Annotated in this window: 22 protein-coding genes; 16 read left to right on the top strand and 6 right to left on the bottom strand. The window is 72.8% G+C overall.

The features are described from left to right. Positions 1 to 160: 160 nt before the first annotated feature. From ENE75_RS12775 to ENE75_RS12745, 7 genes are all read left to right on the top strand, one after another. Positions 161 to 1372: a choice-of-anchor F family protein gene (locus ENE75_RS12775; RefSeq protein WP_158288934.1), complete on the top strand. Its 1212-nt coding sequence runs from the start codon at positions 161 to 163 to the stop codon at positions 1370 to 1372. A 94-nt stretch (positions 1373 to 1466) separates the two neighbouring features. Beyond that, positions 1467 to 3356 (top strand): potassium transporter Kup, encoded by a 1890-nt coding sequence (locus ENE75_RS12770; protein ID WP_128198680.1) that lies wholly within the window; start codon positions 1467 to 1469, stop codon positions 3354 to 3356. Next, positions 3356 to 3727, top strand: coding sequence for a glutaredoxin domain-containing protein (locus ENE75_RS12765; protein ID WP_128198679.1), 372 nt, complete (start codon positions 3356 to 3358; stop codon positions 3725 to 3727). The genes ENE75_RS12770 and ENE75_RS12765 overlap by 1 nt, the downstream gene beginning before the upstream one ends. 13 nt (positions 3728 to 3740) lie before the next feature. Continuing rightward, entirely contained in the window at positions 3741 to 4934 is a 1194-nt protein-coding gene (locus tag ENE75_RS12760) for a benzoate/H(+) symporter BenE family transporter (protein ID WP_233259046.1), read from the top strand. Further along, on the top strand, positions 4931 to 5911 hold the full coding sequence (gene gshB, locus ENE75_RS12755; protein ID WP_128198678.1) for a glutathione synthase: 981 nt from the start codon (positions 4931 to 4933) through the stop codon (positions 5909 to 5911). The genes ENE75_RS12760 and gshB overlap by 4 nt, the downstream gene beginning before the upstream one ends. 9 nt (positions 5912 to 5920) lie before the next feature. Continuing rightward, positions 5921 to 7984: a TonB-dependent receptor gene (locus ENE75_RS12750; RefSeq protein ID WP_128198677.1), complete on the top strand. Its 2064-nt coding sequence runs from the start codon at positions 5921 to 5923 to the stop codon at positions 7982 to 7984. Then, positions 7984 to 8835, top strand: a complete 852-nt coding sequence (locus ENE75_RS12745; protein ID WP_128198676.1) for a DUF4198 domain-containing protein — start codon at positions 7984 to 7986, stop codon at positions 8833 to 8835. The genes ENE75_RS12750 and ENE75_RS12745 overlap by 1 nt, the downstream gene beginning before the upstream one ends. 12 nt (positions 8836 to 8847) lie before the next feature. On the opposite strand, the gene glyA is transcribed toward ENE75_RS12745, so the two are convergent. Together glyA and ENE75_RS12735 are read right to left on the bottom strand one after the other, a co-directional pair. Next, positions 8848 to 10164, bottom strand: coding sequence for a serine hydroxymethyltransferase (gene glyA / locus ENE75_RS12740; RefSeq protein ID WP_128198675.1), 1317 nt, complete (start codon positions 10162 to 10164; stop codon positions 8848 to 8850). Positions 10165 to 10174: 10 nt separating this feature from the next. Further along, positions 10175 to 11311, bottom strand: a complete 1137-nt coding sequence (locus ENE75_RS12735; protein ID WP_158288933.1) for an FAD-dependent monooxygenase — start codon at positions 11309 to 11311, stop codon at positions 10175 to 10177. Positions 11312 to 11387: 76 nt separating this feature from the next. On the opposite strand from ENE75_RS12735, the gene ENE75_RS12730 reads away from it, so the two are divergent. Next, on the top strand, positions 11388 to 13277 hold the full coding sequence (locus tag ENE75_RS12730) for an ATP-binding cassette domain-containing protein (RefSeq protein ID WP_128198673.1): 1890 nt from the start codon (positions 11388 to 11390) through the stop codon (positions 13275 to 13277). Positions 13278 to 13289: 12 nt separating this feature from the next. Here the strand turns inward: ENE75_RS12730 and ENE75_RS12725 are convergent, their stop codons facing one another. Together ENE75_RS12725 and ENE75_RS12720 are read right to left on the bottom strand one after the other, a co-directional pair. Then, the gene (locus ENE75_RS12725; RefSeq protein WP_128198672.1) at positions 13290 to 14039 is read right to left on the bottom strand and encodes a hypothetical protein; all 750 of its coding nucleotides are present in this window, start codon (positions 14037 to 14039) and stop codon (positions 13290 to 13292) included. A 35-nt stretch (positions 14040 to 14074) separates the two neighbouring features. Further along, a complete protein-coding gene (locus ENE75_RS12720) occupies positions 14075 to 15535 on the bottom strand; it encodes an aminotransferase-like domain-containing protein (RefSeq protein ID WP_128198671.1) in 1461 nt (486 codons plus the stop codon). Positions 15536 to 15657: 122 nt separating this feature from the next. On the opposite strand from ENE75_RS12720, the gene ENE75_RS12715 reads away from it, so the two are divergent. Genes ENE75_RS12715 through ENE75_RS12685 form a run of 7 tightly spaced genes read left to right on the top strand, consistent with a single transcriptional unit; the run spans position 15658 to position 21138 of the window. Continuing rightward, positions 15658 to 16164: a cupin domain-containing protein gene (locus tag ENE75_RS12715; protein WP_158288932.1), complete on the top strand. Its 507-nt coding sequence runs from the start codon at positions 15658 to 15660 to the stop codon at positions 16162 to 16164. Next, on the top strand, positions 16161 to 17063 hold the full coding sequence (locus ENE75_RS12710) for a DMT family transporter (protein WP_128198670.1): 903 nt from the start codon (positions 16161 to 16163) through the stop codon (positions 17061 to 17063). The genes ENE75_RS12715 and ENE75_RS12710 overlap by 4 nt, the downstream gene beginning before the upstream one ends. Next, on the top strand, positions 17060 to 17773 hold the full coding sequence (locus tag ENE75_RS12705) for an aspartate/glutamate racemase family protein (protein WP_128198669.1): 714 nt from the start codon (positions 17060 to 17062) through the stop codon (positions 17771 to 17773). The genes ENE75_RS12710 and ENE75_RS12705 overlap by 4 nt, the downstream gene beginning before the upstream one ends. After that, on the top strand, positions 17770 to 18954 hold the full coding sequence (locus ENE75_RS12700) for an aminotransferase-like domain-containing protein (protein WP_128198668.1): 1185 nt from the start codon (positions 17770 to 17772) through the stop codon (positions 18952 to 18954). The genes ENE75_RS12705 and ENE75_RS12700 overlap by 4 nt, the downstream gene beginning before the upstream one ends. Then, entirely contained in the window at positions 18951 to 19790 is an 840-nt protein-coding gene (locus ENE75_RS12695; RefSeq protein WP_128198667.1) for a PhzF family protein, read from the top strand. The genes ENE75_RS12700 and ENE75_RS12695 overlap by 4 nt, the downstream gene beginning before the upstream one ends. After that, entirely contained in the window at positions 19787 to 20413 is a 627-nt protein-coding gene (locus ENE75_RS12690; protein ID WP_128198666.1) for a VOC family protein, read from the top strand. Before ENE75_RS12695 ends, ENE75_RS12690 begins: the two co-directional genes overlap by 4 nt. After that, positions 20410 to 21138 (top strand): alanyl-tRNA editing protein, encoded by a 729-nt coding sequence (locus ENE75_RS12685; protein ID WP_128198665.1) that lies wholly within the window; start codon positions 20410 to 20412, stop codon positions 21136 to 21138. The genes ENE75_RS12690 and ENE75_RS12685 overlap by 4 nt, the downstream gene beginning before the upstream one ends. Positions 21139 to 21249: 111 nt before the next feature. Here the strand turns inward: ENE75_RS12685 and ENE75_RS12680 are convergent, their stop codons facing one another. Then, entirely contained in the window at positions 21250 to 21492 is a 243-nt protein-coding gene (locus ENE75_RS12680; RefSeq protein WP_128198664.1) for a hypothetical protein, read from the bottom strand. A 109-nt stretch (positions 21493 to 21601) separates the two neighbouring features. Here ENE75_RS12680 and ENE75_RS12675 point away from each other — a divergent pair, with 109 nt between their 5' ends. Then, positions 21602 to 22501, top strand: a complete 900-nt coding sequence (locus ENE75_RS12675) for a LysR family transcriptional regulator (protein WP_128198663.1) — start codon at positions 21602 to 21604, stop codon at positions 22499 to 22501. Positions 22502 to 22537: 36 nt separating this feature from the next. Here ENE75_RS12675 and ENE75_RS12670 read toward each other — a convergent pair whose 3' ends face one another. Continuing rightward, positions 22538 to 22996 carry a c-type cytochrome gene (locus tag ENE75_RS12670; protein WP_233259045.1) on the bottom strand — a complete coding sequence of 153 codons (459 nt, stop codon included), beginning with the start codon at positions 22994 to 22996 and terminating at the stop codon, positions 22538 to 22540. Between the last annotated feature and the right edge of the window lie 90 nt (positions 22997 to 23086).

Raw genomic sequence — 23086 nt, 5'->3', positions numbered from 1 at the left:
GCCCGCTTTGAGGTGGATCAATTTGCCTCCGGCGTTGCCCTTGAAACACTCAGTCACGGGGTTCTGGTACCCTGCCCCGTAGGGAATATTTCGCTTCGAGTGGTGCACGCAGGGCTGGGAGGGCCAGGCCGCGATGCAGCACCGGAAACGGAGCGAACCCATGTGGAGCAAGAAGGGTGTGGCCGTCGCGGCGGCCCTGGTGTTGTCGGGCACCGGGCTGCAGGCGGCCCCGGTGATCACGGGCTGGAACACCGACAACGTGGCCGTGAGCACGGCCATCAACGGCGTGGCCGGCGAGAGCGTCATCTACGACCGCGCGCCGGGTGAAGCCGGTGCCCGCAGCAGTGGCAAGGTGGTCTTCGACGGCAGCGAGTCGGACACGCCGGGGCTGAAGATCGTCAACGATGCGGCGCCCGGCGTACCGCCGTCCAATGGCGACGTCTACAACTGCGTGATGGCCAACTCGCCGGCCAGTTGCAACAGCGCGAAGCAGAGCGGCAAGCGCCTGAAGTTCCAGCGCACCGGCCATGAGGCCACCGACCTCGTGTTCAACCTGAACCCGGACGGCACCTTCTCGACCGCCGGCAACGACGGCCTCTACAAGTTCTTCACTGCCTTCGGCAACGCGACCGACGGCCGCCTGGGCAGCTTCCAGGTCAGCCTGGGCACCGGTGTCGGCACGGGGTTCGTCGGTTCGGGCATCGGGGATGGCCTGAGCTTCAAGCAGAGCTTCGATGGCCGCGAGCCCAACAACAGCCAGTTCAGCGCGCTGTTCGCCAACGGGCTGTTCGGCGACATCGACGACGTGCACACGATCACCGGCTACTTCTCGCAGGCCCGCGCCGGCTTCGACATGGCCTTCACCGGCGAGGACCGTTTCGTGTCGACCGGCCTGTTCGGCGACTACGCGTCGCTGTTCGGCCCCATGCTGTCGTACGGCGAGCTGCCGCTGGGCTTCTTCTACGACAGCGACGGCAATGCCGACACCGACGACGTGCTGGTGGCCCACCAGCTGGCCGACGGCAGCTGGGTGCAGAACCGCGAGATCCTGGGCGATGGTTCGGTGGCCACGCTGGCCTATGGCCACGACGGCATCGCCTACGACAGCCTGGACGCGCTGCTGATCGCGCTGTCCGCCGGTGGGCTGCAGAGCTGCGCCGACGTCGGGGCGGGTACGGCCTGCCTGGCCGGCGCCGACAGCATCGACGACCTGGCCAAGTTCAACCTGACCTTCTTCGTCGACCCCACCGGCTTCGACGGTGACCAGTTCACGCTGCGCATCGAGTCTTCCGCGGTGCCGGAGCCGGGCAGCCTGGCGCTGGCCGCACTGGCTCTGGGCGTGGCCGGCACGCTGCGTCGCCGCCGCGGCTGAGTCGCGGATCGCCGGCCCTTGTGCGGTGCACAAGGGCCGGCGTAACATCCGCCTCCTCCCGGCTTGACCGCGCGCAAGGCGCCGTCCCGGCGTCTTGACTGCAGCATCCTCCCCCCGCACCCCGAAGGCCCTGGCCGCGCTGACGCTGGCCGCGCTGGGTGTCGTCTACGGCGACATCGGCACCAGCCCGCTGTATGCGCTCAAGGAGGTCTTCCACGCCGGCCACGTGGACGTCACGCCGGCCAACGTGCTGGGCGTGCTGTCGCTGATCTTCTGGACGATCACGGTGATCGTCTCGCTGAAGTACGTGCTGCTGATCCTGCGCGCCGACAACCACGGCGAGGGCGGCCTGATCGCCATGCTGGCGCTGGCCACCAAGGCCGTGGCCGACCGGCCGGCGCTGCGGCGCACGCTGCTGGTGGTGGGCATGTTCGGCACCGCGGTGTTCTACGGCGACGGCGTCATCACGCCGGCCATCAGCGTGCTCTCGGCCGTCGAGGGCCTGGAGGTGGCGGTGGCCAACCCGGCCCTGCACGACGCCGTGCTGCCGATCACGCTGCTCGTGCTGACCGCGCTGTTCGCGGTGCAGCGCTTCGGCACCGGCGGCATTGGCCGCGCCTTTGGGCCCATCACGCTGGTGTGGTTCGCGGTGCTCGCGAGCCTGGGCCTGCCGCAGGTGCTGGCCAACCCTGCGGTGCTGGCGGCGCTGAACCCGCTGCAGGCGCTGGGTTTCATCGCCGCACACCCGGGCACGGCCTTCATCGCGCTGGGGGCGGTGGTGCTGGTGGTCACCGGCGGCGAGGCCCTCTATGCCGACCTCGGCCACTTCGGCAAGCTGCCCATCCGCGTGGCCTGGTACGCCATCGTGATGCCAGCGCTGGTGGTCAACTACTTCGGCCAGGGCGCGCTGCTGCTGGCGCAGCCCGACGCGGTCGAGAATCCGTTCTACCTGATGGCGCCGGCCTGGGCCCGGCTGCCGCTGGTGTTCCTGGCCACCGCAGCCACCGTCATCGCGTCGCAGGCGCTGATCACGGCCGCCTTCTCGGTCACCAAGCAGGCGATCCAGCTGGGCCTGCTGCCGCGCATGCGCGTCCTGCACACCTCGGTGCGTGACACCGGCCAGATCTACGTGCCGATGGTCAACTGGGGCCTGTTCGTCTTCGTGGTGCTGGCGGTGGCGCTGTTCAAGTCGTCGTCGGCGCTGGCCGCGGCCTACGGCATCGCGGTCACGCTGGACATGACCATCACCACGGTGATGACCTTCTTCGTGCTGCGCTACGGCTGGAAGTACCCGCTGTGGCTGTGCCTCGGCGCCACCGGGGTGTTCTTCGTCGTCGACGTGCTGTTCTTCGCGTCCAATGCGCTGAAGCTGCTGGCCGGCGGCTGGTTCCCGCTGGTCATCGGCATCGGCATGTTCACGCTGATGCTCACATGGGCCAAGGGCCGGCGGCTGATGAGCGAGCAGCTGCGCCAGGAGGCGCTGGCGCTCGACGTGTTCCTGGACGCGGTGTTCGTCAGCCCGCCCCAGCGCGTGGCCGGCACGGCGGTGTTCCTGGCCGCCGAGGAGGGCCTGGTGCCCAACGCGCTGCTGCACAACCTCAAGCACAACAAGGTGCTGCACGAGTACAACCTGTTCGTCAGCGTGCGGCACCACGAGGTGCCGTGGGTCGGTTTCGACAAGCGTGTGGAGATGCAGCCGCTGGGCCGCGACTGCTGGCAGGTGACGCTGCACTTCGGCTTCAAGAACGACCCCGACGTGCCGCAGGCGCTGAAGCTGCTGGAGGGCCGTGGCGTACCGCTGCCGGAGATGGACACCAGCTACTTCCTCAGCCGCGACGTGGTGGACCCGCGCCTGGGCGGCGGCATGTCGCTGTGGCGCGAGAAACTCTTCGCCGCGCTGCACCGCAACGCGTCGGCCGCGGCCGACTTCCTCTCGCTGCCGCCCAACCGCGTGGTCGAGCTGGGCACCAAGGTACAGATCTGATGGACGACACCCGCCCCCTGCTGCCCGCAGCACGCCTGCATCCGGCCATCCGTGCCCATGTGGCCAGCCTGCACCGGGAGATCGTCGCCGAGGTCGAGGCCGCCTGCTCGGCGCACGCCGTGGTCGTGGTCGGCATGCGAGGCAACCCTTTCGTGCGCCGCGCCCGCCGCCGCCTGGACGCCGCCGGTGTAGCCCACCACGACCTGGACTACGGCGGCTACCTGACCGACTGGCGGCGCCGCAACGCGCTGAAGCTGTGGACCGGCTGGCCTACCTTCCCGATGGTCTTCGTCAAGGGCGTGCTGGTTGGTGGCGCGGACGACCTGGGCCGGCTGATCGACAGCGGCGAACTCGCGACGCTGCTCGGCTGAGCGGTTGATCGGCGTGCTCACGGCCCTGCGCCACCTGGCGAGAGACCTGTCGATCTCCGCCGTCGTCGCCGGCTTCGTCGCCGTGCTGGTGGGGTTCACCAGCTCGGTGGTCATCGTGTTCCAGGCCGCCGCCGCCTTCGGCGCCACGCCGGCGCAGGCCATCTCGTGGATGTGGGCCCTGGGCCTGGGCATGGCGGTCACCAGCATCGGGCTGAGCCTGCGCTACCGGCAGCCGGTGCTCACAGCCTGGTCCACCCCCGGCGCGGCACTTCTGGCCACCAGCGGTGGCGGCTTCACCATGGCCGAAGCCACGGGTGCCTTCATCGCCTGTGCGGTGCTGATCACCGTGGCCGGGGCGAGCGGCGGGTTCGAACGTGTCATGAACCGCATCCCGCAGGCGCTGGCGGCGGCGCTGCTGGCCGGCGTGCTGGCGCGCTTCGCCATCGACGCCTTCCTGCAGCTGGGCCCGGAATTCGGCCTGGTGGCGCCGATGTTTGCCGCCTACCTGCTGGGCCGCCGGTGGTGGCCGCGTTATGCCGTGCCCGGCGTGCTGGCGTTGGGCGCGCTGGTCGCCGCCGGGCAGGGCCGGCTGCAGCTCGGTGGCGTGGATTGGGCCTGGGCGGCGCCGGTGTTCACGATGCCGTCGTTCACCGGGCCCGCCTTCGTCAGCCTGGCGCTGCCGCTGTTCATCGTCACCATGGCCTCGCAGAACCTGCCCGGCGTGGCCGCGCAGCGCGCCGCCGGCTACGACACGCCAATCTCGCCGGTGATCACCGCCACCGGCGTGACCACGCTGCTGCTGGCGCCGTTTGGCGGCTACGCCATCAACCTGGCCGCCATCACCGCGGCCATCTGCATGGGCCGCGAGGCGCATGACGACCCGCAGCGGCGCTACACCGCCGCGGTGATGGCCGGCGTGTTCTACGGCGTGCTCGGCCTGCTCGGCGGTGCGGTCGTGGGCCTGATCGCCGCCTTCCCGAAGGCGCTGGTGCTGGCCGTGGCCGGCTTCGCGCTGCTGGGCACCATCGGCGGCGGCCTGGCCGTGGCGATGAAGGACGACGGCGCGCGCGAGGCGGCGCTGATCACGTTCCTGGTCACCGCGTCGGGCCTGGTGCTGTGGGGCGTGGGCAGCGCCTTCTGGGGCGTGGTCGCCGGCGCGCTGGCGCTGGCTGTGCAACACTGGCGCAAACCCGCCGCACCCGCATGAAACTGCTCTTCGTCGCCGACCCGCTGGAGTCCTTCAAGCCCTACAAGGACAGCACCTTCGCCATGATGCGCGAGGCCGCCGCCCGCGGCCACACGCTGATGGCCTGCACACCGCAGGACCTGCGCTGGCAGCGCGGCGAGCCGGTCACCGGCTTCGTGCGCGACATCACGCTCACCGGCAGGACCGGCGCCGACTGGTTCAGCGCCGCGCAGCAGGCGCCCGACGAGCGCCCGCAGCCGCTGAAGGACGTGGACGCCGTGCTGATGCGCAAGGACCCGCCCTTTGACAGCGAATACTTCTACGCCACCCACCTGCTCAGCCAGGCCGAACGGGAAGGCGCGCGCGTCTTCAACCGTCCCAGCGCGCTGCGCGAGCACCCGGAGAAGCTGGCCATCCTGGAGTTCCCCGAGCACATCGGCGAGACCCTGGTCACGCGGGACCCGGCCGACATCCGCCGCTTCCACGCCGCGCACCACGACATCATCCTCAAGCCGCTGGACGGCATGGGCGGCATGGGCATCTTCCGCGTCGGGCCCGACGGCCTGAACCTGGGCAGCATCATGGAGACGCTCAACCAGGGCGGCGCCACCAGCGTGATGGTGCAGAAGTACCTGCCGGAGATCGCCGACGGAGACAAGCGCATCCTGCTCATCGGCGGCGTGCCGGTGCCCTACTGCCTGGCGCGCATCCCGCAGGGCAGCGAGATCCGCGGCAACCTGGCCGCCGGCGGCAAGGGCGTGGCGCGGCCGCTGTCCGACGACGACCGCCGCATCGCCGAGGCCCTGGGCCCGGTGCTGGCCGCGCGCGGGCTGCTGCTGGTGGGGCTGGACGTCATCGGCAGCCGGCTCACCGAAATCAACGTCACCAGCCCCACCTGCTTCGCGGAGATCACCGAGCAGACCGGTTTCCCGGTGGCGAAGACCTTCGTCGATGCGCTGGAAGCTGCCATTGCATCCACCTGCCGCGGCGCGGCGTAAAGGAACCCCATGAAACGTCATCCGCTCGCCGTTCCGGCGTGGGCCGCGGCGTGGGCCGCGGCCTGCGTCACCCCCGCGCTGGCCAACCACGGCGGCCCGGTCACCGCCGCGCCGCAGACCATCGTCATCCAGGGCCACTACGACAACGCCGTCGGCACGCAGGACGCGGCGTCGGCCGGCACCATCAACCGCGCGCTGCTCGAAAGCCGCCCGGCGCAGCGCCCGGGCGAGGTGCTGGAGTTCGTGCCCGGCGTCATCGTCACCCAGCACTCGGGCGACGGCAAGGCCAACCAGTACTTCCTGCGCGGCTTCAACCTCGACCACGGCACCGACTTCGCCACCACGCTGGCCGGCATGCCGCTGAACCTGCCGTCGCACGGCCACGGCCAGGGCTACACCGACCTGAACCCGCTGATCCCCGAGCTGGTCTCGCGCATGGACTACCGCAAGGGGCCCTACGACGCGCGCGTGGGCGACTTCGCCGCCGCCGGCTCGGTGGACATCCACCTGCTGCCGCGCGTGGCCGCGCCCTTCGGGCAGGTCACCTTCGGGGACCACGGCTACCGCCGCGGCGTGCTCGGCGCGTCGATGGACGTGGCGCCCGACACCGTGCTGCTGGGCGCCGTGGAGGCGCTGGACACCGATGGCCCCTGGACCGTGCCGCAGGACCTGCGCAAGCGCAACGGCGTGCTGCAGCTCAGCGGCGGCAAGCGCAGCAACGGCTGGAGTGTGCTGGCGATGGCCTATGACGCGCAGTGGACGGCCACAGACCAGATCCCCGAACGCCTGCTGGTGCCCGGTTCGGGCTTCGGCCGCTACGACAGCCTGGACCCCACCACCGGCGGCCATTCGCGCCGGCAGTCGCTGTCCGGCGACTGGCACGTGGACACCGCGCGCGGGCGCACCACGGCGGCGGCCTACCTCGTCGGCTACGAACTCGACCTGTATTCGAACTTCACCTATGCGCTGGAGCGCCCGGCCGATGGCGACCAGTTCAGGCAGGCCGACCGCCGCACCGTGGCCGGCGCCGAGCTGACCCACACCTTCAACCACGACCTCGGCGAGCTGCCGGCGCGTTCGGCCTTCGGCGTGCAGTGGCGGCACGACCGCATCCGCAACGGCCTCTACGACAGTGCGGCGCGCCGCGTCACCGCCACCGTGCGCGAGGACCGCATCCGCCTGCACCAGCTGGGTGTCTTCGGCACCACCGCCGTGGAGTTCACGCCGCAGTGGCGGGCGGTGGTGGGCCTGCGCGCCGACCACCTGCGCGCGAACGTCGACGCGCTCACGCTGCCGGCCAACGGCGGCAAGGCCAGCGACAGCCTGCTGTCGCCGAAGGCGGCGCTCATCTGGCTGCCGCACCCCAAGCACGAGTTCTTCGTCAACGCCGGCCGCGGCTTCCACAGCAACGACGCGCGCGGCATGACGGCCACGCTGGACCCGAAGACCGGAGACCCGGTGGACCGCGTGCCGCCGCTGGTGCCGGTGACCGGCGCCGAGATCGGCTGGCGCACGCAGGCGCTGCCGGGCCTGCAGACCTCGGTGGCACTGTGGACGCTGCGCTCCGATTCCGAGCTGGTCTACGTGGGTGACGCCGGCGCCACCGAAGCCAGCGCCGGCAGCCGCCGGCGCGGCATCGAGTGGAACAACCGCTGGGTGCCCGTGCCGTGGTTCCTGTTCGACGCCGACCTCGCGCTCAGCCGCGGACGCTTCGACGACGGCAGCCGCATCCCCAACGCGGTGGACACCGTGGCCTCCGTCGCGGCCACGGTCAAGGACGTGCAGGGCTGGACCGCCAGCCTGCAGTGGCGTTACCTGGGCAGTGGCGCGCTGATCGAGGACGACAGCGTGCGCTCGCGTCCGGCGTCCACCATGAACCTGCGGCTCACACGCGCCTTCGGCGAGCGCGTGGCGCTGACGCTGGACGTCTTCAACCTGCTCGACCGCGACGTCAACGACATCCAGTACTTCTACGAATCCCAGCTGCCCGGCGAGGCCGCACCGGTCGAAGACCGCCACGTGCACCCGGCGGAGCCGCGCACGCTGCGGCTGACGCTGCAGGCGCGCTTCTGATGCGGCGGATCGCGCTGGCCTGGCTCTGCGCGGCCACGGTGACGTCGGCCGCGGCCCACGACTCCTGGTTCACGCCGCTGCCGCCCACGCCGCGCGGGCAGCTGGTGCTGGCGCTGGGCACCGGCACGGCCTACCCGCGCTACGAGGTGGCCGTCGCGCCGCAGCAGCTGGCCGACAGCGGCTGCGTGGGCGATGGCGTGCGCGAGAAGCCGCTGCGTGACGGCGTGGAGCTGTCGCTGGACGGCATCCGGCAGTGGTTCGACAGCGCGGTGAATGCGCCCCCGGTGCTGGCCCTGCGCACCGGGCGGCCGGTGTCGCCGGTGGTGTCGGTCAGCTGCTGGGCGCGCCTGGTGCCCATCGACATCGACATCGACGACCCGACGGTGGACATCTACCTCGACGAGGTGCAGGCGCTGCCGGCGGTCCGTGAACGCTGGGCGGCCCTGAAGGCGCGCGGCGTGCGGTGGCAGGAGACCTACGTCAAGCACGCGCGCATCGAGCTCGATGGCGAGGGCGACACGGCGGCCGTGGCCACGCCGGCCTTGCCGGCGCTCGGCCTGGACCTGCGCGTGGACGCGGCGCGCCGCCCGCTGCGCGCCGGCGACAGCGTGCGTTTCCAGCTGCTGCGCGACGGCCAGCCGCTGGCCGGCCAGCCGCTGCAGCTGGTGGGCGACGGCAGCGGCGTCGGCGTCTGGCGCCGCACCGACGCCGAAGGCCGCCTGGCACTGCGCCTGCCGGCGGCCGGCCGCTGGCTGCTGCGCGGCACCGAACTGCGCCCGGCGCCCGACGGGTCCGACCGCTGGGACAGCCGCTTCGTGACGCTGGCCTTCGAGGTGAAGCCGGCTCGCTGAGGCGCCACCAGCTCAGCGGCGCACGTAGCGCAGACCGCTGAAGCGCTGCCGCAGCGCGGTCACGGCCTCGCCCACCGCTTCGCCCGCCAGCGCCCGCGCGATCAGACCCGCCAGCTCCGGCATCTCGGCCGGCCCCAGCCCCAGGCGCACGATCTCCGGCACGCCCAGGCGCAGGCCGTTGGTGTCGCCGTCGACCGGGGCTACCAGGGCCGTGGGCAGGCCGATGCCGCAGGCCAGCAGGCGCGAGGCCTCCAGCCGCTTCGATGCCGCCTGGCCGCCACCCCAGCGTGCCGCCTCCAGCGCGAACTGGTGCGAGGTGGTGCCGCCGCGCCCGGCCGCGAAAACCGGCAGGCCCAGACCGGCCAACGCGTCGGCCAGCGCACGCGCCGTGGCCTGCATGGCCTGCGCGTAGGCGGGGCCGAACGCGACCCAGTCCAGCAGCGACATCGCCAGCGCCGCCACGCGGCCGGCATCGTGGTTGGCGGTCAGGCCGGGGTAGGCGATGGCGTCCAGGCGCTCGAAGAGCCTTTCGTCGGTGCCGACGATGAGCCCGCCCGGCGGGCCGCCCAGGCTCTTGTAGGTGCTCATCGTCATCACCTGCGCGCCTTCGGCCAGCGGGTTGGTCCAGGCGCGCCCGGCGACCATGCCCGACAGGTGGGCGGCGTCGAACATCAGCACCGCGCCGACCTCGTCGGCGATGGCGCGCACCGCGGCCACCGGGTGCGGGAACAGGTTCAGGCTGCCGCCCAGCGTGATCAGCTTCGGCCGCACCTGCCGCGCCAGCACCCGAAGTGCGTCCACGTCCACCGTGTAGTCATCGGCCTGTACCGGCGCCGGTACCGTTTTCAGGCCATAGAGGCCCGCGGCGCCGTCGGCGTGGTGGGTCACGTGGCCGGCGATCTCGTCCGGTGGCGCGATGATCGTGTCGCCCGGCCGGCAGGTGGCCATGAACAGGTAGAGGTTGGCCAGCGCGCCGGAGCCCACGCGCACCTCGGCGAAGGGCGCGTCGAAGACTTCCGCCGCCAGTTCGGCGGCCATGACCTCGATGCGCTCGATGGCCTGCAGCCCGGTCTCGTATTTGTCGCCCGGCCAGCCCAGCGACGCGCGCGGGCCCAGCCCGGCGGCCAGCAGCGCCTCCGCGCGCGGGTTCATCACGTTGCTGGCCGGGTTGAGGTTCAGGCCTTCTTCGTCGTGGAGGCGGCGGTTGTCCTGGACCAGGCGCAGCAGTTCGCTGGCGTTGTGGGCCACGCTGGCCGACGCCGTGGCCGCGGCCACCGTCTGCACCAGGTCCTCGGAACGGGCGGGTACCCAGGGGCGGCGCTGCAGCATGGGGTGTTCCTCAGTCGCGGCCTTCGGCCGGCGCGGGTGGGCGGCGGCCGAAGACGACGCGGATGCCCTGCCACAGCCAGCGCGGGCTGCGCAGCGCGTGGCGCGTCACCTGGTCCAGCGGCAGCGTGGGCCACAGGCGGATGATCAGCGGCCGCGCCGCCACCACCACGCGGCCCAGCCAGATGCGGCGCTGGTGGCGTGCCACCGCACGGGCGCTGGCCTCGCGCGTGAGGCGCATCTCGGTGGCCACATCGCCGGCCCGCTGTGCGCGGGCGATGGCCTCGGCGGCATCGGCACCGTCCTCGATGGCGGTGGACATGCCGGCGCCGATCCACAGGTCCACGGTGCCGGCCGCGTCGCCGATGGGCACCACGCGGTCGGTGCTGGGCACGGGCAGCAGGCGCTGCACCACGTCCACCGCCTGCACCTCCTGCCGCAGGTCGCGCAGGCCCAGGCGCTCGGCGATGGCCTCGAAGCGCTGCGTCAGCACGGCTTCACTGTCGCCCTCGCCGGGCGGCGAGTCGAGGTAGGCCGTGATGCCGGTGCGCCCGCGCATCGGGATCAGGAAGTAGGCGTCGCCGGTGTCCGGGTCGCGCGCGCCGACGATGCCGTCGTACCAGGGCGGTGTGGCGTACTCGGCGGTGACGACGATGTGGCGCGCCCCGGTGCGCCGGCGCGGCGTGCGGCCCAGCGCCTCCAGCTTGCCGCCGGTGGCGTCCACCACGTGGCGGGCGCGCACGGCGTGCTGCGTGCCATCGTCGGCTTGCAGCGTGGCCAGCACGTGGTCGGCGCCAGGGGTCAGCGCCACGACGCGCGTGTGCCAGTGCAGGCTGGGCCGCTGCGCTTCGACTGAATCAGCGGCTGCACATAGCGTCTGGCGCAGGCGCTCCTCCACGTGCCGCAGCGTGGTGGTGCGGCGGCCGCGGGTGATGTCGGTCAGGCCGACGGCGCTGAGCAGCGCCTGTGCCTTCGGCCGCACGACGACCAGGCGGCCGCGGTTGCCGTGGCGCCCGCGCGCCTCCGTGCCCAGCACGCGCAGGCCCAGGCGGTGGGCCGTGAGCGCCGCCATACAGCCGCCGGGCCCGAGTCCGGCCACGAGCACGTCGACCTCGGTGGCCGGCGGTGGCGATGCGTGCGGATCGGTCATCGGTGCGGGTGCAGTCGGTTGGCGGGAGTTTAAGAGCCGCCCCGGCGGGTGTGCCTGGCCGCGGGACAATGCCGGCATGGCCCTGCTCACCCTGCTCGACGCCCACCTCGCCTATGGTCACGTGCCACTGCTGGACGGCACCGGCTTCGCGCTCGAGGCCGGCGAGCGCGTGGCGCTGATCGGCCGCAACGGCGCCGGCAAGTCCAGCCTGCTGAAGATCCTCGCCGGGCTGGAACGGCCCGACGACGGCACGCTGCAGGTGCAGGGCGGCGTGCGCCGCGTCTACGTGGCGCAGGAACCCGTGTTCCCGGAAGGCGCGACGGTGTTCGGTGCCGTGGCCGAGGGCGTGGCCGAGGCCCGCGAAATGCGTGCACGCTACGAGGCCCACGCCGAGGGCGAGGACCTGGACGCGCTGCAGACGCGCCTGGAGGCCCTGGGCGGCTGGACCTGGGAGCAACGCGTGGACGAGGCGCTGCAGCGCCTGGCGTTGGACCCGCAGGCCGATGTGGCGGCGTTGTCGGGCGGGCAGAAGAAACGCGTGGCGCTGGCCCAGGCGCTGGCCGCCGCGCCCGACGTGTTGCTGCTCGACGAGCCCACGAACCACCTGGACATCGACGCCATCGAGTGGCTGCAGGACCTGCTGAATGCGTGGAAGGGCGCGCTGGTGCTGATCTCGCACGACCGTGCCTTCATCGACGCCGTGGCCACGCGCATCGTCGAGCTCGACCGCGGCCAGCTGCGCAGCTATCCGGGCCGCTTTGCCGCCTACGAGGCCACCAAGGCGCGCGAGCTGGAAGACGAGGCCCTGGCCAACGCACGTGCCGACAAGCTGCTGGCGCAGGAGGAGGTGTGGGTCCGCAAGGGCGTGGAGGCACGGCGCACGCGCAGCGTCGGCCGTGTGGCGCGGCTGCAGCAGCTGCGTGCGCAGCGCGCCGCGCGCCGCGAGCAGCTGGGCCAGGTGTCGTTGGCGGTGGACGCCGGCCTGCCCACCGGCAAGATCGTGGCCGAGCTCACCGACGTGACCATGCGCTTCGGCGAGCGCACGCTGATCGAGCGTTTCACCGCCACCATCCTGCGCGGCGACAAGGTCGGCCTCATCGGCCCCAACGGCGTGGGCAAGACCACGCTGCTCAAGCTGATCCTGGGCGAGCTGGAACCCACCGCCGGCCGCGTGCGCCGCGGCACCAACCTGCAGGTGGCCTACTTCGACCAGCTGCGCGCGGGGCTGGACCTGGAGGCCACGCTGGTGGACACCATCAGCCCCGGCAGCGAATGGATCGAGACAGGCGCCGGGCGCAAGCACGTGATGAGCTACCTCACGGACTTCCTGTTCTCGCCCGAGCGCGCGAATTCGCCGGTGCGCACGCTCTCCGGCGGCGAGCGCAACCGGCTGCTGCTGGCGCGGCTGTTCGCGCTGCCGGCCAACGTGCTGGTGCTCGACGAGCCGACCAACGACCTCGACATCGACACGCTGGAGCTGCTGGAGGAACTGCTGCAGGACTACGCCGGCACGGTGTTCCTGGTCAGCCACGACCGCCGTTTCCTGGACGACGTGGTGACCAGCACGATCGCCTGGGAAGGCGACCCGGCGTTCGGCGGCCGCCCCGGCCTGTGGCGCGAGTACGAGGGCGGCTACAGCGACTGGAAGCTGCAGCGCGCGCGCGGCCGGGTGGCCGTGGCGCTGCCGACCGCATCGGCGCCGGCCGCGCCGCCAGCGCCTGCGCCGGCCGCCCCGCCCAAGCCGCGCACCAAGCTCAGCTACAAGGAACAGCGCGAGCTCGACGAGCTGCCAGCGCGCATCGAGGCGCTGGAAGCCGAACAGGCGCAGATTGCCGAGACCCTGGCCGGCAGCGAGATCTACGTCAACGAGCCGCAGCGCGTGGCCGCGCTGAATGCCCGCCATGCCGCCATCGAGGACGAGCTGATGCTGGCGCTGGAGCGCTGGGAGCTGCTGGGTAACCGCTGACGCCCGACGGCGTCAGTTGACGTTCGGGTGGCTGCGCCAGCCTTCGTTGGTGGCCGCCGGGTGCGCCCGGCTGACGATCAGCGCCGACTGCAGGTACAGCGCATTGACCAGCCGTGCCGCACGCTCGCGGTCGAAGCCGGGCCAGGCGCTCATCTCGCGCAGGTTGGTGCCTTCGCGGCGCAGGCGCTTGATGGCCGCGGCCAGGGGCCCGGGCAGGTCCAGCGTCCGCAGGTCGGCGCCCGGCGTCACGCGGTAGGCGGCCGAGCCGGTGAGCTCCGGCAGCAGCGTGTCGCGGGCGCCGCGCATCGCGATGGCCCAGGTCAGCGGGCCCAGCGGCCCGTAGTGCGCCGCGTCGGCCACCAGCGTGCGCTCGCGGCTGCCGGGCGGCTGCAGTAGCGCCGGTTCCACCTGCAGCACCTCGAAGGCCTGCAGCCGGCTGTTGAGCATCTGCTCCGGGGTCAGCGGGCTGTGCGCCAGGCGCTCGGCCGGGAACAGCGTCAGCGGGATCACGTGCTGTTCCACGCCCAGGTGCAGCAGCAGGGCACGGCCATGGCGCAGCGAGGCGGCCACCACCTCCAGCAGGTCGCTGGCCTGGCCGTCGCGACCGGGGCGCAGCAGGTCCTGCAGCAGCGACGGCGACAGCGAGGTCAGCCGCGTCGACGGACCGTGCTCCAGCATCTGCTGCTGCTGGCGCAGGTAGCGACGGAAGTCGCTGATGCGCATCAGTTCGGGCGCGCCGACGGGCAGGGTGGACGGAAACATGGGGGCTCCAGACCACATGTTATCCGTGAAATCCGTCACGAATCGTTCGACGCCGCCCGATGCGCGTGGGGGCTGGACGCCTTCAGCGCCTGCCAGAACCGGCCGTCCTGGGTGGCGGCGAAGTTGATGCGCATGCAGGTGCTGGGCCGGCGGCTGGCCTGGAACAGCGTGCCCGGCGCCAGCAGCCAGCCCTGGTCCAGCATGGCCAGGGCCAGGCGCTCGGTATCGGTGCCCACGTCCACCCAGCCGAACAGGCCCTGCGGCGGCGCCACGAAGCGGCAGCCGGCGGCCAGGGCGTGGCGCACGGCGCGCTCGCGGGCGGTGTCCAGCCGCTGCACGATGCGCTCGGCGTGCCGACGCAGCAGGCCCTGGTCCAGGCACCAGGCCACGGCCTGCTCCAGCAGCGCCGGGGTGGTCAGCGTGCCCACGAGCTTGGTGTCGATCAGGCGCTCGGCCAGCGCCGGCGGCGCGGCCACGAAGCCCACCCGCCACTGCGGCGCCAGGATCTTCGAGAAGCCCGAGACCAGCAGCGTGCGCCGCAGGCCATCGAGTGCCGCCATGCGGGTGGCGTGCGGCGGCGCGAAGAAGGCGTAGGTGTCGTCCTCCACCACCGTCAGGTCGTGCTGCTCCGCCAGGCCGAGCACGCGGTGCGCCGCGGCCGGGCTCAGCGTGTGCCCGGTGGGGTTGTGCAGCACCGAGACGGTGACGTACAGCCGCGGCCGGTGGGCCTGCAGCAGCGCGGCCATCACGTCCAGGTCGGGGCCGTCGGCGGTCCGCGGCACGGGCAGCAGCCGCATGCCCAGGCGCGTGAGCCGTTCGTACTCCACCGCCCAGCCGGGTTCGTCCACCAGCACCGCGTCACCCGGCTGCAGCAGCGTCCGCGCCACCAGGTCCAGCGCATGCGTGGCGCCCACGGTGGTGACGATCTGTTCTGGCCCGGCGTCCACGCCCATGTCGGCCAGGCGGCGCGACAGCGCGGCGCGCAGTGCCGGGTCGCCCGCCGGTTCGCCGTAACGCAGCCAGGCTTCGCCGTCGCCGGCGGTGCCGCTGGTCACGCGGCGCACGGCACGCTGCAGCAGGGCGGCGTCCAGCCAGTCCACCGGCAGCGTGCCCATGCCGGGTGCCGAGCCGTGCACGCCGGCGTGGAACATGCCGCGGATCAGCGCCGTGGCATCCACCGGCGCCGTGGGGCCGCCGCCAGCCGCCGACCCCGCGCTTGCGCCTGTGCGCGCCGCCCGCGCCGTGCCGGCCGGCTGCCGCACGTAGAAGCCCCGCTGCGCCTGCGCCTGCACCAGACCCTGGGCCTGCAGGCGGTCGTAGGCGGCCACCACGGTGGCTGGGCTGACGCCGTAGCGCGCCGCGCAGTCGCGCACCGACGGCAGCCGCGCACCGGGGCGCAGCAGGCCCTGCCCGATGCGCTCGCCAAAGCGCGCCGCCAGTTGCTCGGCCAGCGTGGCGCCGGCGCTGCGGGACAGGTTCTCCTGGGTGGCGTGCATGGGCTGTGTCGGTGGATCAGGCGGTACAGATTGATGGTCTGTCGGCTTCAGTGTATCGGTACTGTGCTGGTCGTGGGGCTACAGTCTGCAGCGTGCGGAGGCTCCGCACGCCAGCCCTGCCGATGGCCATGGAACCCCGCGACCCGATCTCCTGCCCCCTGGCCGTGTCCGCCGACGCGGTCCCGCCACGCCAGCAGGCCTCCGTCTACCCGGCGCCGTTCGCCGCACGCATGGACGGGCGGGTCAAGCGCGTGCTCGGCGATCTGTTCGGCCTCACGAACTTCGGCGTCAACCTGACCACGCTGCGGCCGGGCGCGCAGTCGGCGCTGCGCCATGGCCACGCGCGGCAGGACGAGTTCGTCTACGTGCTCGCCGGCCACCCGACCCTGCTGACCGACCAGGGCGAGACGCTGCTGGCGCCCGGCCAGTGCACCGGCTTCCGCGCTGGCAGCGGTGACGCGCACGCCCTGGTCAACCGCACCGGGGCCGACGTGGTCTACCTCGAGGTTGGCGACCGCACCGAAGGCGACCGGGTGCACTACCCGGACGACGACCTCGAGGCGCGGCGCGTGGACGGGCGCTGGCGCTTCTTCCACAAGGACGGCCGGCCCTACGAGGGCGGGTCATGAGCGCCACCGGCACGCTGCAGGCGCCCGACGCCGCCACGCGTGGCCTCGCCTGGGGCGCGCTGGGCGTGCTGATCTTCGCACTCACGCTGCCGATGACGCGGCTGGCGGTGGGCGATGCGTCGGCGCCGCAGCTGCCGCCGGCCTTCGTCACCGCCGGCCGCGCCGCGCTGGCCGGGCTGCTGGCCGCCGCCTACCTGCTGGCCACGGGCGCCCGTCGCCCGCCGCGGTCCACCTGGGGGCCGCTGGCCCTCAGCGCCTGCGGCACCGTGCTCGGCTTCCCGCTGGGCCTGGCCCTGGCGCTGCGCGACGTGCCGTCGGCCCACGCGGCCGTGGTGACGGGGGTGTTGCCACTCGCCACGGCGGTGGTGGGTGCGGTGGCCGCACGCCAGCGGCCTTCGGCCGGCTTCTGGGCGGCGGCTGGCGCCGGCTGTGCCCTGGTGCTGGCCTTTGCCGCCTGGCAGGGTGGCGGCGTGCTGGTGGCGGCCGACGCCTGGCTGGCGATGGCTGTGGCCACCGGGGCCGTGGGCTACGTGGCCGGCGCGCGGGCCGGGGCGCATCTGCCGGCACCGCAGGTGATCTCCTGGGTGCTGGTGGGGGCCCTGCCGCTGACGCTGCCGGCGGCGGGGCTGACCTGGCCGTCCGCGCCGGTCAGCGCCGCGGCCTGGGGTGGCTTCGCCTACACCGCGGTGTTCTCGATGTGGCTGGGCTTCTTCGCCTGGTACCACGGGCTGGCGCTGGGCGGCGTGCTGCGTGTGAGCCAGGTGCAGCTGCTGCAGCCCTTCCTGGCCATCATCGCCGCGGCGCTGCTGCTGGGCGAGGAACTGGAACTGGCCACGGTGGGCTTTGCGCTCGCCGTGCTGACGGTGGTGGCCCTGGGCCGCCGGACGAGGATCGCATGACGACTGAACTTCGATTTCGAACCCTGGGCCTGCTCGGCGGCATGAGCTGGGAGAGCACGGCCATCTACTACCGGTTGATCAACCAGGGCGTGGCCGCGCGCGGCGGTGGCCTGCACAGCGCGCCACTGCTGCTGCACAGCCTGGACTTCGCCGGCGTGGCCGCGGCCCAGGCGGCGGGTGACTGGGCCGGGCTGGGCGTGCAGCTGGGCACGGCGGCCGCGGGCCTGGTGCGTGCCGGTGCCGGCGCGGTGATGATCGGCACCAACACCATGCACCGGCTGGCGGCCGAGGTGCAGGCTGCGGCCGGTGTGCCGCTCCTGCACATCGGCGACGCCACCGGCGCTGCGCTGCGCGCCGCGGGCGTGAAGCGCGCCGGCCTGCTGGGCACCCGCTTCACGATGGAGGATGCTTCGGTGCTGCGCGGGCATCTGGGCGAGCGCCACGGTATCGAGACCGTGGTGCCGGGCGAGGCCGCGCGTGCCGAGGTGCACCGCGTGATCTACGAGGAGCTGTGCCGCGGTCGCATCGAGTCGACGTCGCGCGCAGCCTACGCCGGCATCATCCGCGACCTGAAACGCGACGGCGCCGAGGCGGTGATCCTCGGCTGCACAGAGATCGGGCTGCTGATCGGCGCCGCCGACAGCGCCCTGCCCGTGTTCGACACCACGCACCTGCATGCCGCGATGGCGGTGGACTGGATCTGCTCATGACCGCAAGCACCACCCCCTTCACCCTGGCCCGCCGCGCGCAGCGGTTGGAACCGTCGGTGATCCGCGAGATCCTCAAGCTCACCGAGCGCCCGGGCGTGATCTCGCTGGCCGGCGGACTGCCGTCGCCCGACGGCTTCCCGGTCGAGGCCCTGCGCGCCGCCACCGAGCGTGTGCTGACGGAGACGCCGCGCGAGGCCCTGCAGTACGCCGCCAGCGAAGGCTTCGGCCCGCTGCGCGAGTGGGCCGCGGCGCAGCTGCAGGCGCAGGGCGTGGCCGTCACGCCGGGCCAGGTGCTGATCACCACCGGCTCGCAGCAGGGGCTGGACCTGGTGGGCAAGCTGCTCGTCGACGCCGGCAGCCGGGTGGCGGTGGAGTCGCCTACCTACCTGGGGGCGCTTCAGGCCTTCACGCCCTACGAGCCCGAGTTCGCCAGCGTCGACGGCGACGACGAAGGCCCCCTGCCGGCGGCGCTGGACGCGGTGCGTGACGCGCGCATCCTTTATCTGCTGCCGAACTACCAGAACCCGAGCGGCCGCTGCATGGGTGCGGCCCGCCGTGCCGCGCTGGCCGACCGTGCCGGCGCGCTGGGCCTGCCGGTGGTGGAGGACAACCCCTACGGCGACCTCTGGTACGACGCGCCGCCGCCACCGCCCGTGAGTGCGCTGCTGCCGGGCGGCAGCGTCTACCTCGGCTCGCTGTCCAAGGTGCTGGCCCCTGGGCTGCGCCTGGGCTTCGTGGCCGCGCCGGTGGCGCTGTTCCCCAAGCTGCTGCAGGCCAAGCAGGCGGCAGACCTTCACACGCCGGGCTTCAACCAGCGCATCGCCCACGCCGTGCTGGCCGACGGTCTGCTGGAACGCCACCTGCCCGCCGTGCGCGCCCGCTACAAGGCGCAGCGCGACGCCATGCAGGCGGCACTGGAAGCCCACCTGCCCGCCGGCTGCCACTGGGTGCAACCGCAGGGCGGCATGTTCTTCTGGGTGGAACTGCCCGAGCGCCTGGACGCCACGGCGCTGCTGCCGCGCGCGGTGGACGCCGGCGTGGCCTACGTGCCCGGCGCCGCCTTCTACGCCACGGCGCCCAAGGCCAACCGCCTGCGGCTGAGTTTCGTCACCGTCTCGCCGGAGCGCATCACCGCCGCAGTGGCGCTGCTGGGCGCGATCCTGAAGGAAGCGCTGGCATGACGGTGCAGCCCCGCCGCTTCCACCAGGTCGACGTCTTCAGCGCCGAGCCGCTGCAGGGCAACCCGCTGGCCGTGGTGCACGACGCCGACGGCCTGGACGACGCGCACCTGGCTGCCATCGCGCGCTGGACCAACCTGTCGGAGACCACCTTCCTGCTGCCGCCCACCGACCCGGCGGCCGACTACCGGGTGCGCATCTTCACGCCCTTCGGCGAACTGCCGTTTGCAGGCCACCCCACGCTGGGCAGCGCATGGGCCTGGCTGGCGGCGGGCGGCGTGGCGCGCGATCCGGGCGTGGTCGTGCAGCAGTGCGGCGTGGGCCTGGTGCGCGTGAAGCGCGATGGCGCACGCCTGGCGTTTGCCGCACCGCCCCAGCGCCGCAGCGAACCGCTGGACGCCGCGATGCTGGCGCGCATCGCCGCCGCACTGGGCCTGGCCGCGGGCGAGATCCAGCGCCATCGCTGGATCGACAACGGCCCCGGCTGGTGTGGCGTGCTGCTGGCGTCCGGTGCCCGGGTGCGCGCGCTGCAGGTGGACTGGGCGGCGCTGGGCGATCTGAAGCTCGGTGTCGTCGGCCTGCAGGCGGCGGGGGAGGACACGGCCATCGAGGTGCGGGCCTTCGTCGGCCCCGGCGGCTTCGAGGACCCGGTCACCGGCAGCCTCAACGCCAGCGTGGCGCAGTGGCTGATCGGCGACGGTGTGCTGCCGGACCACTACGTGGCCGCCCAGGGCCACGCGCTGCAGCGCGCCGGGCGCGTGCATGTGGCGCGCGACGGCGACACGGTCTGGGTGGGCGGCGACGTGACGCCGGTGGTCGAGGGTATCGTCCGCGTGTGAACACGGACATCGACCACCTGATCATCGCCGCGGACACCCTGGACGCCGGCGCCGCCTGGTGCGAGGCCACCCTGGGTGTCGAGCCGGGGCCCGGCGGCCAGCACCCGCTGATGGGCACGCACAACCGGCTGCTGAACCTGTCGTCGCCGGCGTTTCCGCGCTGCTACCTCGAGATCATCGCCATCGACCCGGCGGCGCCGCCGCCGGGCCGGGCGCGCTGGTTCGGGCTGGACGAACGCCCGCCCGGGCCGCCGGCGCTGTGGCACGTGGTGGCGCGTTCGACCATGCTGGACATGCACCGCTGGGGCCTGATCCACAAGCAGGCCGACCCGGGGCTGCCGCTGGACATGGCACGCGGCGACCACCGTTGGCAGGTGCTGGTGCGGCCCGACGGCCGCCGCCAGGGCGTGCTGCCCAGCCTGATCCAGTGGCACGGCCCGCACCCGGCCGACCGCCTGCCTGCCAGCGGCCTTCAGTTGCGCAGCCTGCAGCTGGACGGCCTGCCGGTGGCGCAGCGCGACGTGCTCCGGTTGCGTGGCGTGGGCGGCGACCCGGCTGCGGCGTCGCGCCTGACCGCGGTCTTCGACACCCCGCGTGGCGAGGTCACGCTGCAGACCCCATGACCGAGGAACTGTTCCGCGAGGACGCGGCGCTCACCGAGTGCCAGGCGACGGTGCTGGCGGTGGATGACCAGGGCATCGTGCTCGACCGCACGGTGTTCTACCCGCTGGGCGGCGGCCAGGCCGGCGATGCCGGCGTGCTGGTGACGGACGACGGCCGCACGTTGGCGATCGCCGACACGCGCAAGCACAAGGAGCGGCCTGGGGCCATCGCCCATGTGCCGGCTGAACCATCCACCGGGCTGCAGCCTGGCGACGTGGTGACCGCGCGCATCGACACCGAACGCCGGCGCGCCCACATGCGGTTCCACACCGCCACCCACCTGCTGTGCGCGCTGGTGCCGCACCCGGTGGACGGCTGCTCGATCACGGCGGCGCATGCGCGGCTGGACTTCCACATGACCGAGCCGCTGGACAAGGACGCGCTCAACGCCGGCCTGGCCCGGCTGGTGGCCGAGGGCCACCCCGTGCGTCACCGCTGGATCAGCGAAGCGGAGCTGGACGCCAACCCGGGCCTGGTGCGCAGCATGAGCGTGCAGCCGCCCCGCGGGTTGGGTCGCGTGCGCGTGCTCGAGATCGAGGGCGTGGACCTGCAGCCCTGTGGCGGTACGCATGTGGCCAACACGGCAGAGGTTGGTGCCGTCGTGGTCACGAAGATCGAGAAGAAGTCGGCCACGACCCGCAGGGTCGTGCTCGGCTTGGCCGAGCCGGGCGGCAGCCCGGGCTGACTTCTGGGGAGCGCTCATGTGCGCTGGCGCACGTGAGCGATCACCAAGGATCGGCCACGACCCGCAGGGTCGTGCTTGGCTTGGCCGAGCTGGGCTGAGGCTGGACTGTCTTCAGCCTGCCGAAGCGGCCGGGCAACCGGCCGTGGCGCTGGCGGCCCCACCCGGCCGGCCGTGCCGCCCAATGCGATGCGCCAGCCGGTCGGCGGCCCGCAAGGCCCGCGACCTCGCGTTGCACAGCAACGCGTCGGCGCCGCGCCAGACATCGTCCCGCGCCGCGCGTCGCAGCGCCTCGGCGCGCGCATGGGCTTCGTCGTGCAGGCGGTGCAGTTCCAAGGTGTTCAGCGGTTCGTGCATGGCGGGTTCTCCTGTGGCTGTGCACTTTATGGAGACACAATGGCCATGGAAACTGCATATGAACGCAATTGGTTTTGCGTGAATCGCAATATCAGGGCAGACTCTGCCCATGCACCTCGACGACGTCGCCCTCTTCGTCCGCATCGTGGAGCTGGGCACGCTCTCGGCGGCCGCCCGTGAGCGCAACGTCCCGGTCAGCCAGGTCACCCGCGCACTGGTGCGGCTGGAACACGCGGTGGGCGTTCGGCTGCTGCATCGCACCACGCACGGCCTGAGCCTCACCGACGAGGGCGACACCTTCCTCGCCCATGCCCGCCGGCTGGGCGACACGGCGGCCGAGTTGCAGGGCGCGCTCAGCGGCCGGCGCGACGGCCCCAGCGGCTGGGTGCGGGTGAGCGTGAGCGCCATCGTGGCCGAGGCGGTCATCGTGCCCGCCCTCCCGTCGCTCTACGCCCGCCACCCGCAGCTGCAACTGGACATCGCGGTGGAGGACCGCCTGGTGGACATGGCACGCGACGGCATCGACGTGGCCATCCGCACCGGCACGCCGGCGTCGGAGACGCTGGTGGCGCGGCAGATCGGCCGGTTCACGCGGGCGCTCTACGCCGCACCGGCCTACGCCACACGCCACGGCCTGCCCCTGCGGGCCGACGACCTGCCGGCGCACCGCCTGGTGGGCAACAGCGCCATCGCGGCGCAGAACCAGTGGCTGGCCAACCCGGCCGAGGCCGATCAGGCATTGCCGATGCGGGCCCACACGCGCACCGACAACTCGGCCGTCGTGCTGTCCCTGGTGCTGCACGGCGTGGGCATCGGTCGGCTGATGGACATCGTGGCCCGGCCGCTGGTGGCGGCCGGAAGGCTGCTGCCGGTGCTGCCGGGCCTGGGCCCGTCGGCGGCGACGCCGGTCTACGCCGTCATGCTGCGCGAACGCCAGCGCCTGCCCAAGCTGCGCGCCTGCATCGACCACTGGGCCGCCTGGCTCGCGCAGCCCGACCCGGCAGACTGACCCGAGGCCGGCCTTGGCCCGCCCCGGGGTATGGCGTCACTTCTTGCGGAAGTCGTCGTGGCAGGCCTTGCAGCTGCCGCCGACGGGACCGAACGCGGCCTTGGTGTTGTCGAAGCTGCCGGTCTTCACGGCGGCGTCGAGCTTGCCCATGGCGTCGGCCATCTTGTCGGCCGCTGCCTTGAAGTCGGCCGCCTTGGACCAGACCTCCGGCAGGGCCCGGGTGTCGCCGCTGTCGGTGCCGGCGCCGAAGGCGGTGAACGGCAACTGGTGCACCGACATCACCACGGCCATGTTGGCCGCGGCGGCCTGCGCGTCCCACGGGGCCTTGCCCTGCGCCATCGCGCCCACGCGGCCGAAGTGCGCCGCCATCACGGTGAAGGCGGCCTTGCGGTACTTGACCGCGTCCTCGGGCTTCTGGAACTGGGCCGAGGCGGGGACGGCGGTCAGGCAGGCGGCGGCGCACATCGTGGCGGCCAGGAAGGTCTTGCAGGTCATCGGGGCGGGTCCTCGTGGTTGGTTGATGCGTGACGGTCATCGCCGCCGGCCGTGCAGGACGGACGGTGCGGCGCCGACCAAGCGTATACG

The organism is Rubrivivax albus (assembly GCF_004016515.1).
Lineage (GTDB): Bacteria > Pseudomonadota > Gammaproteobacteria > Burkholderiales > Burkholderiaceae_C > Rubrivivax > Rubrivivax albus.
The sequence above is the reverse complement of the archived record's forward strand: the minus strand, read 5'-3'. Positions and strand labels throughout refer to the sequence as shown.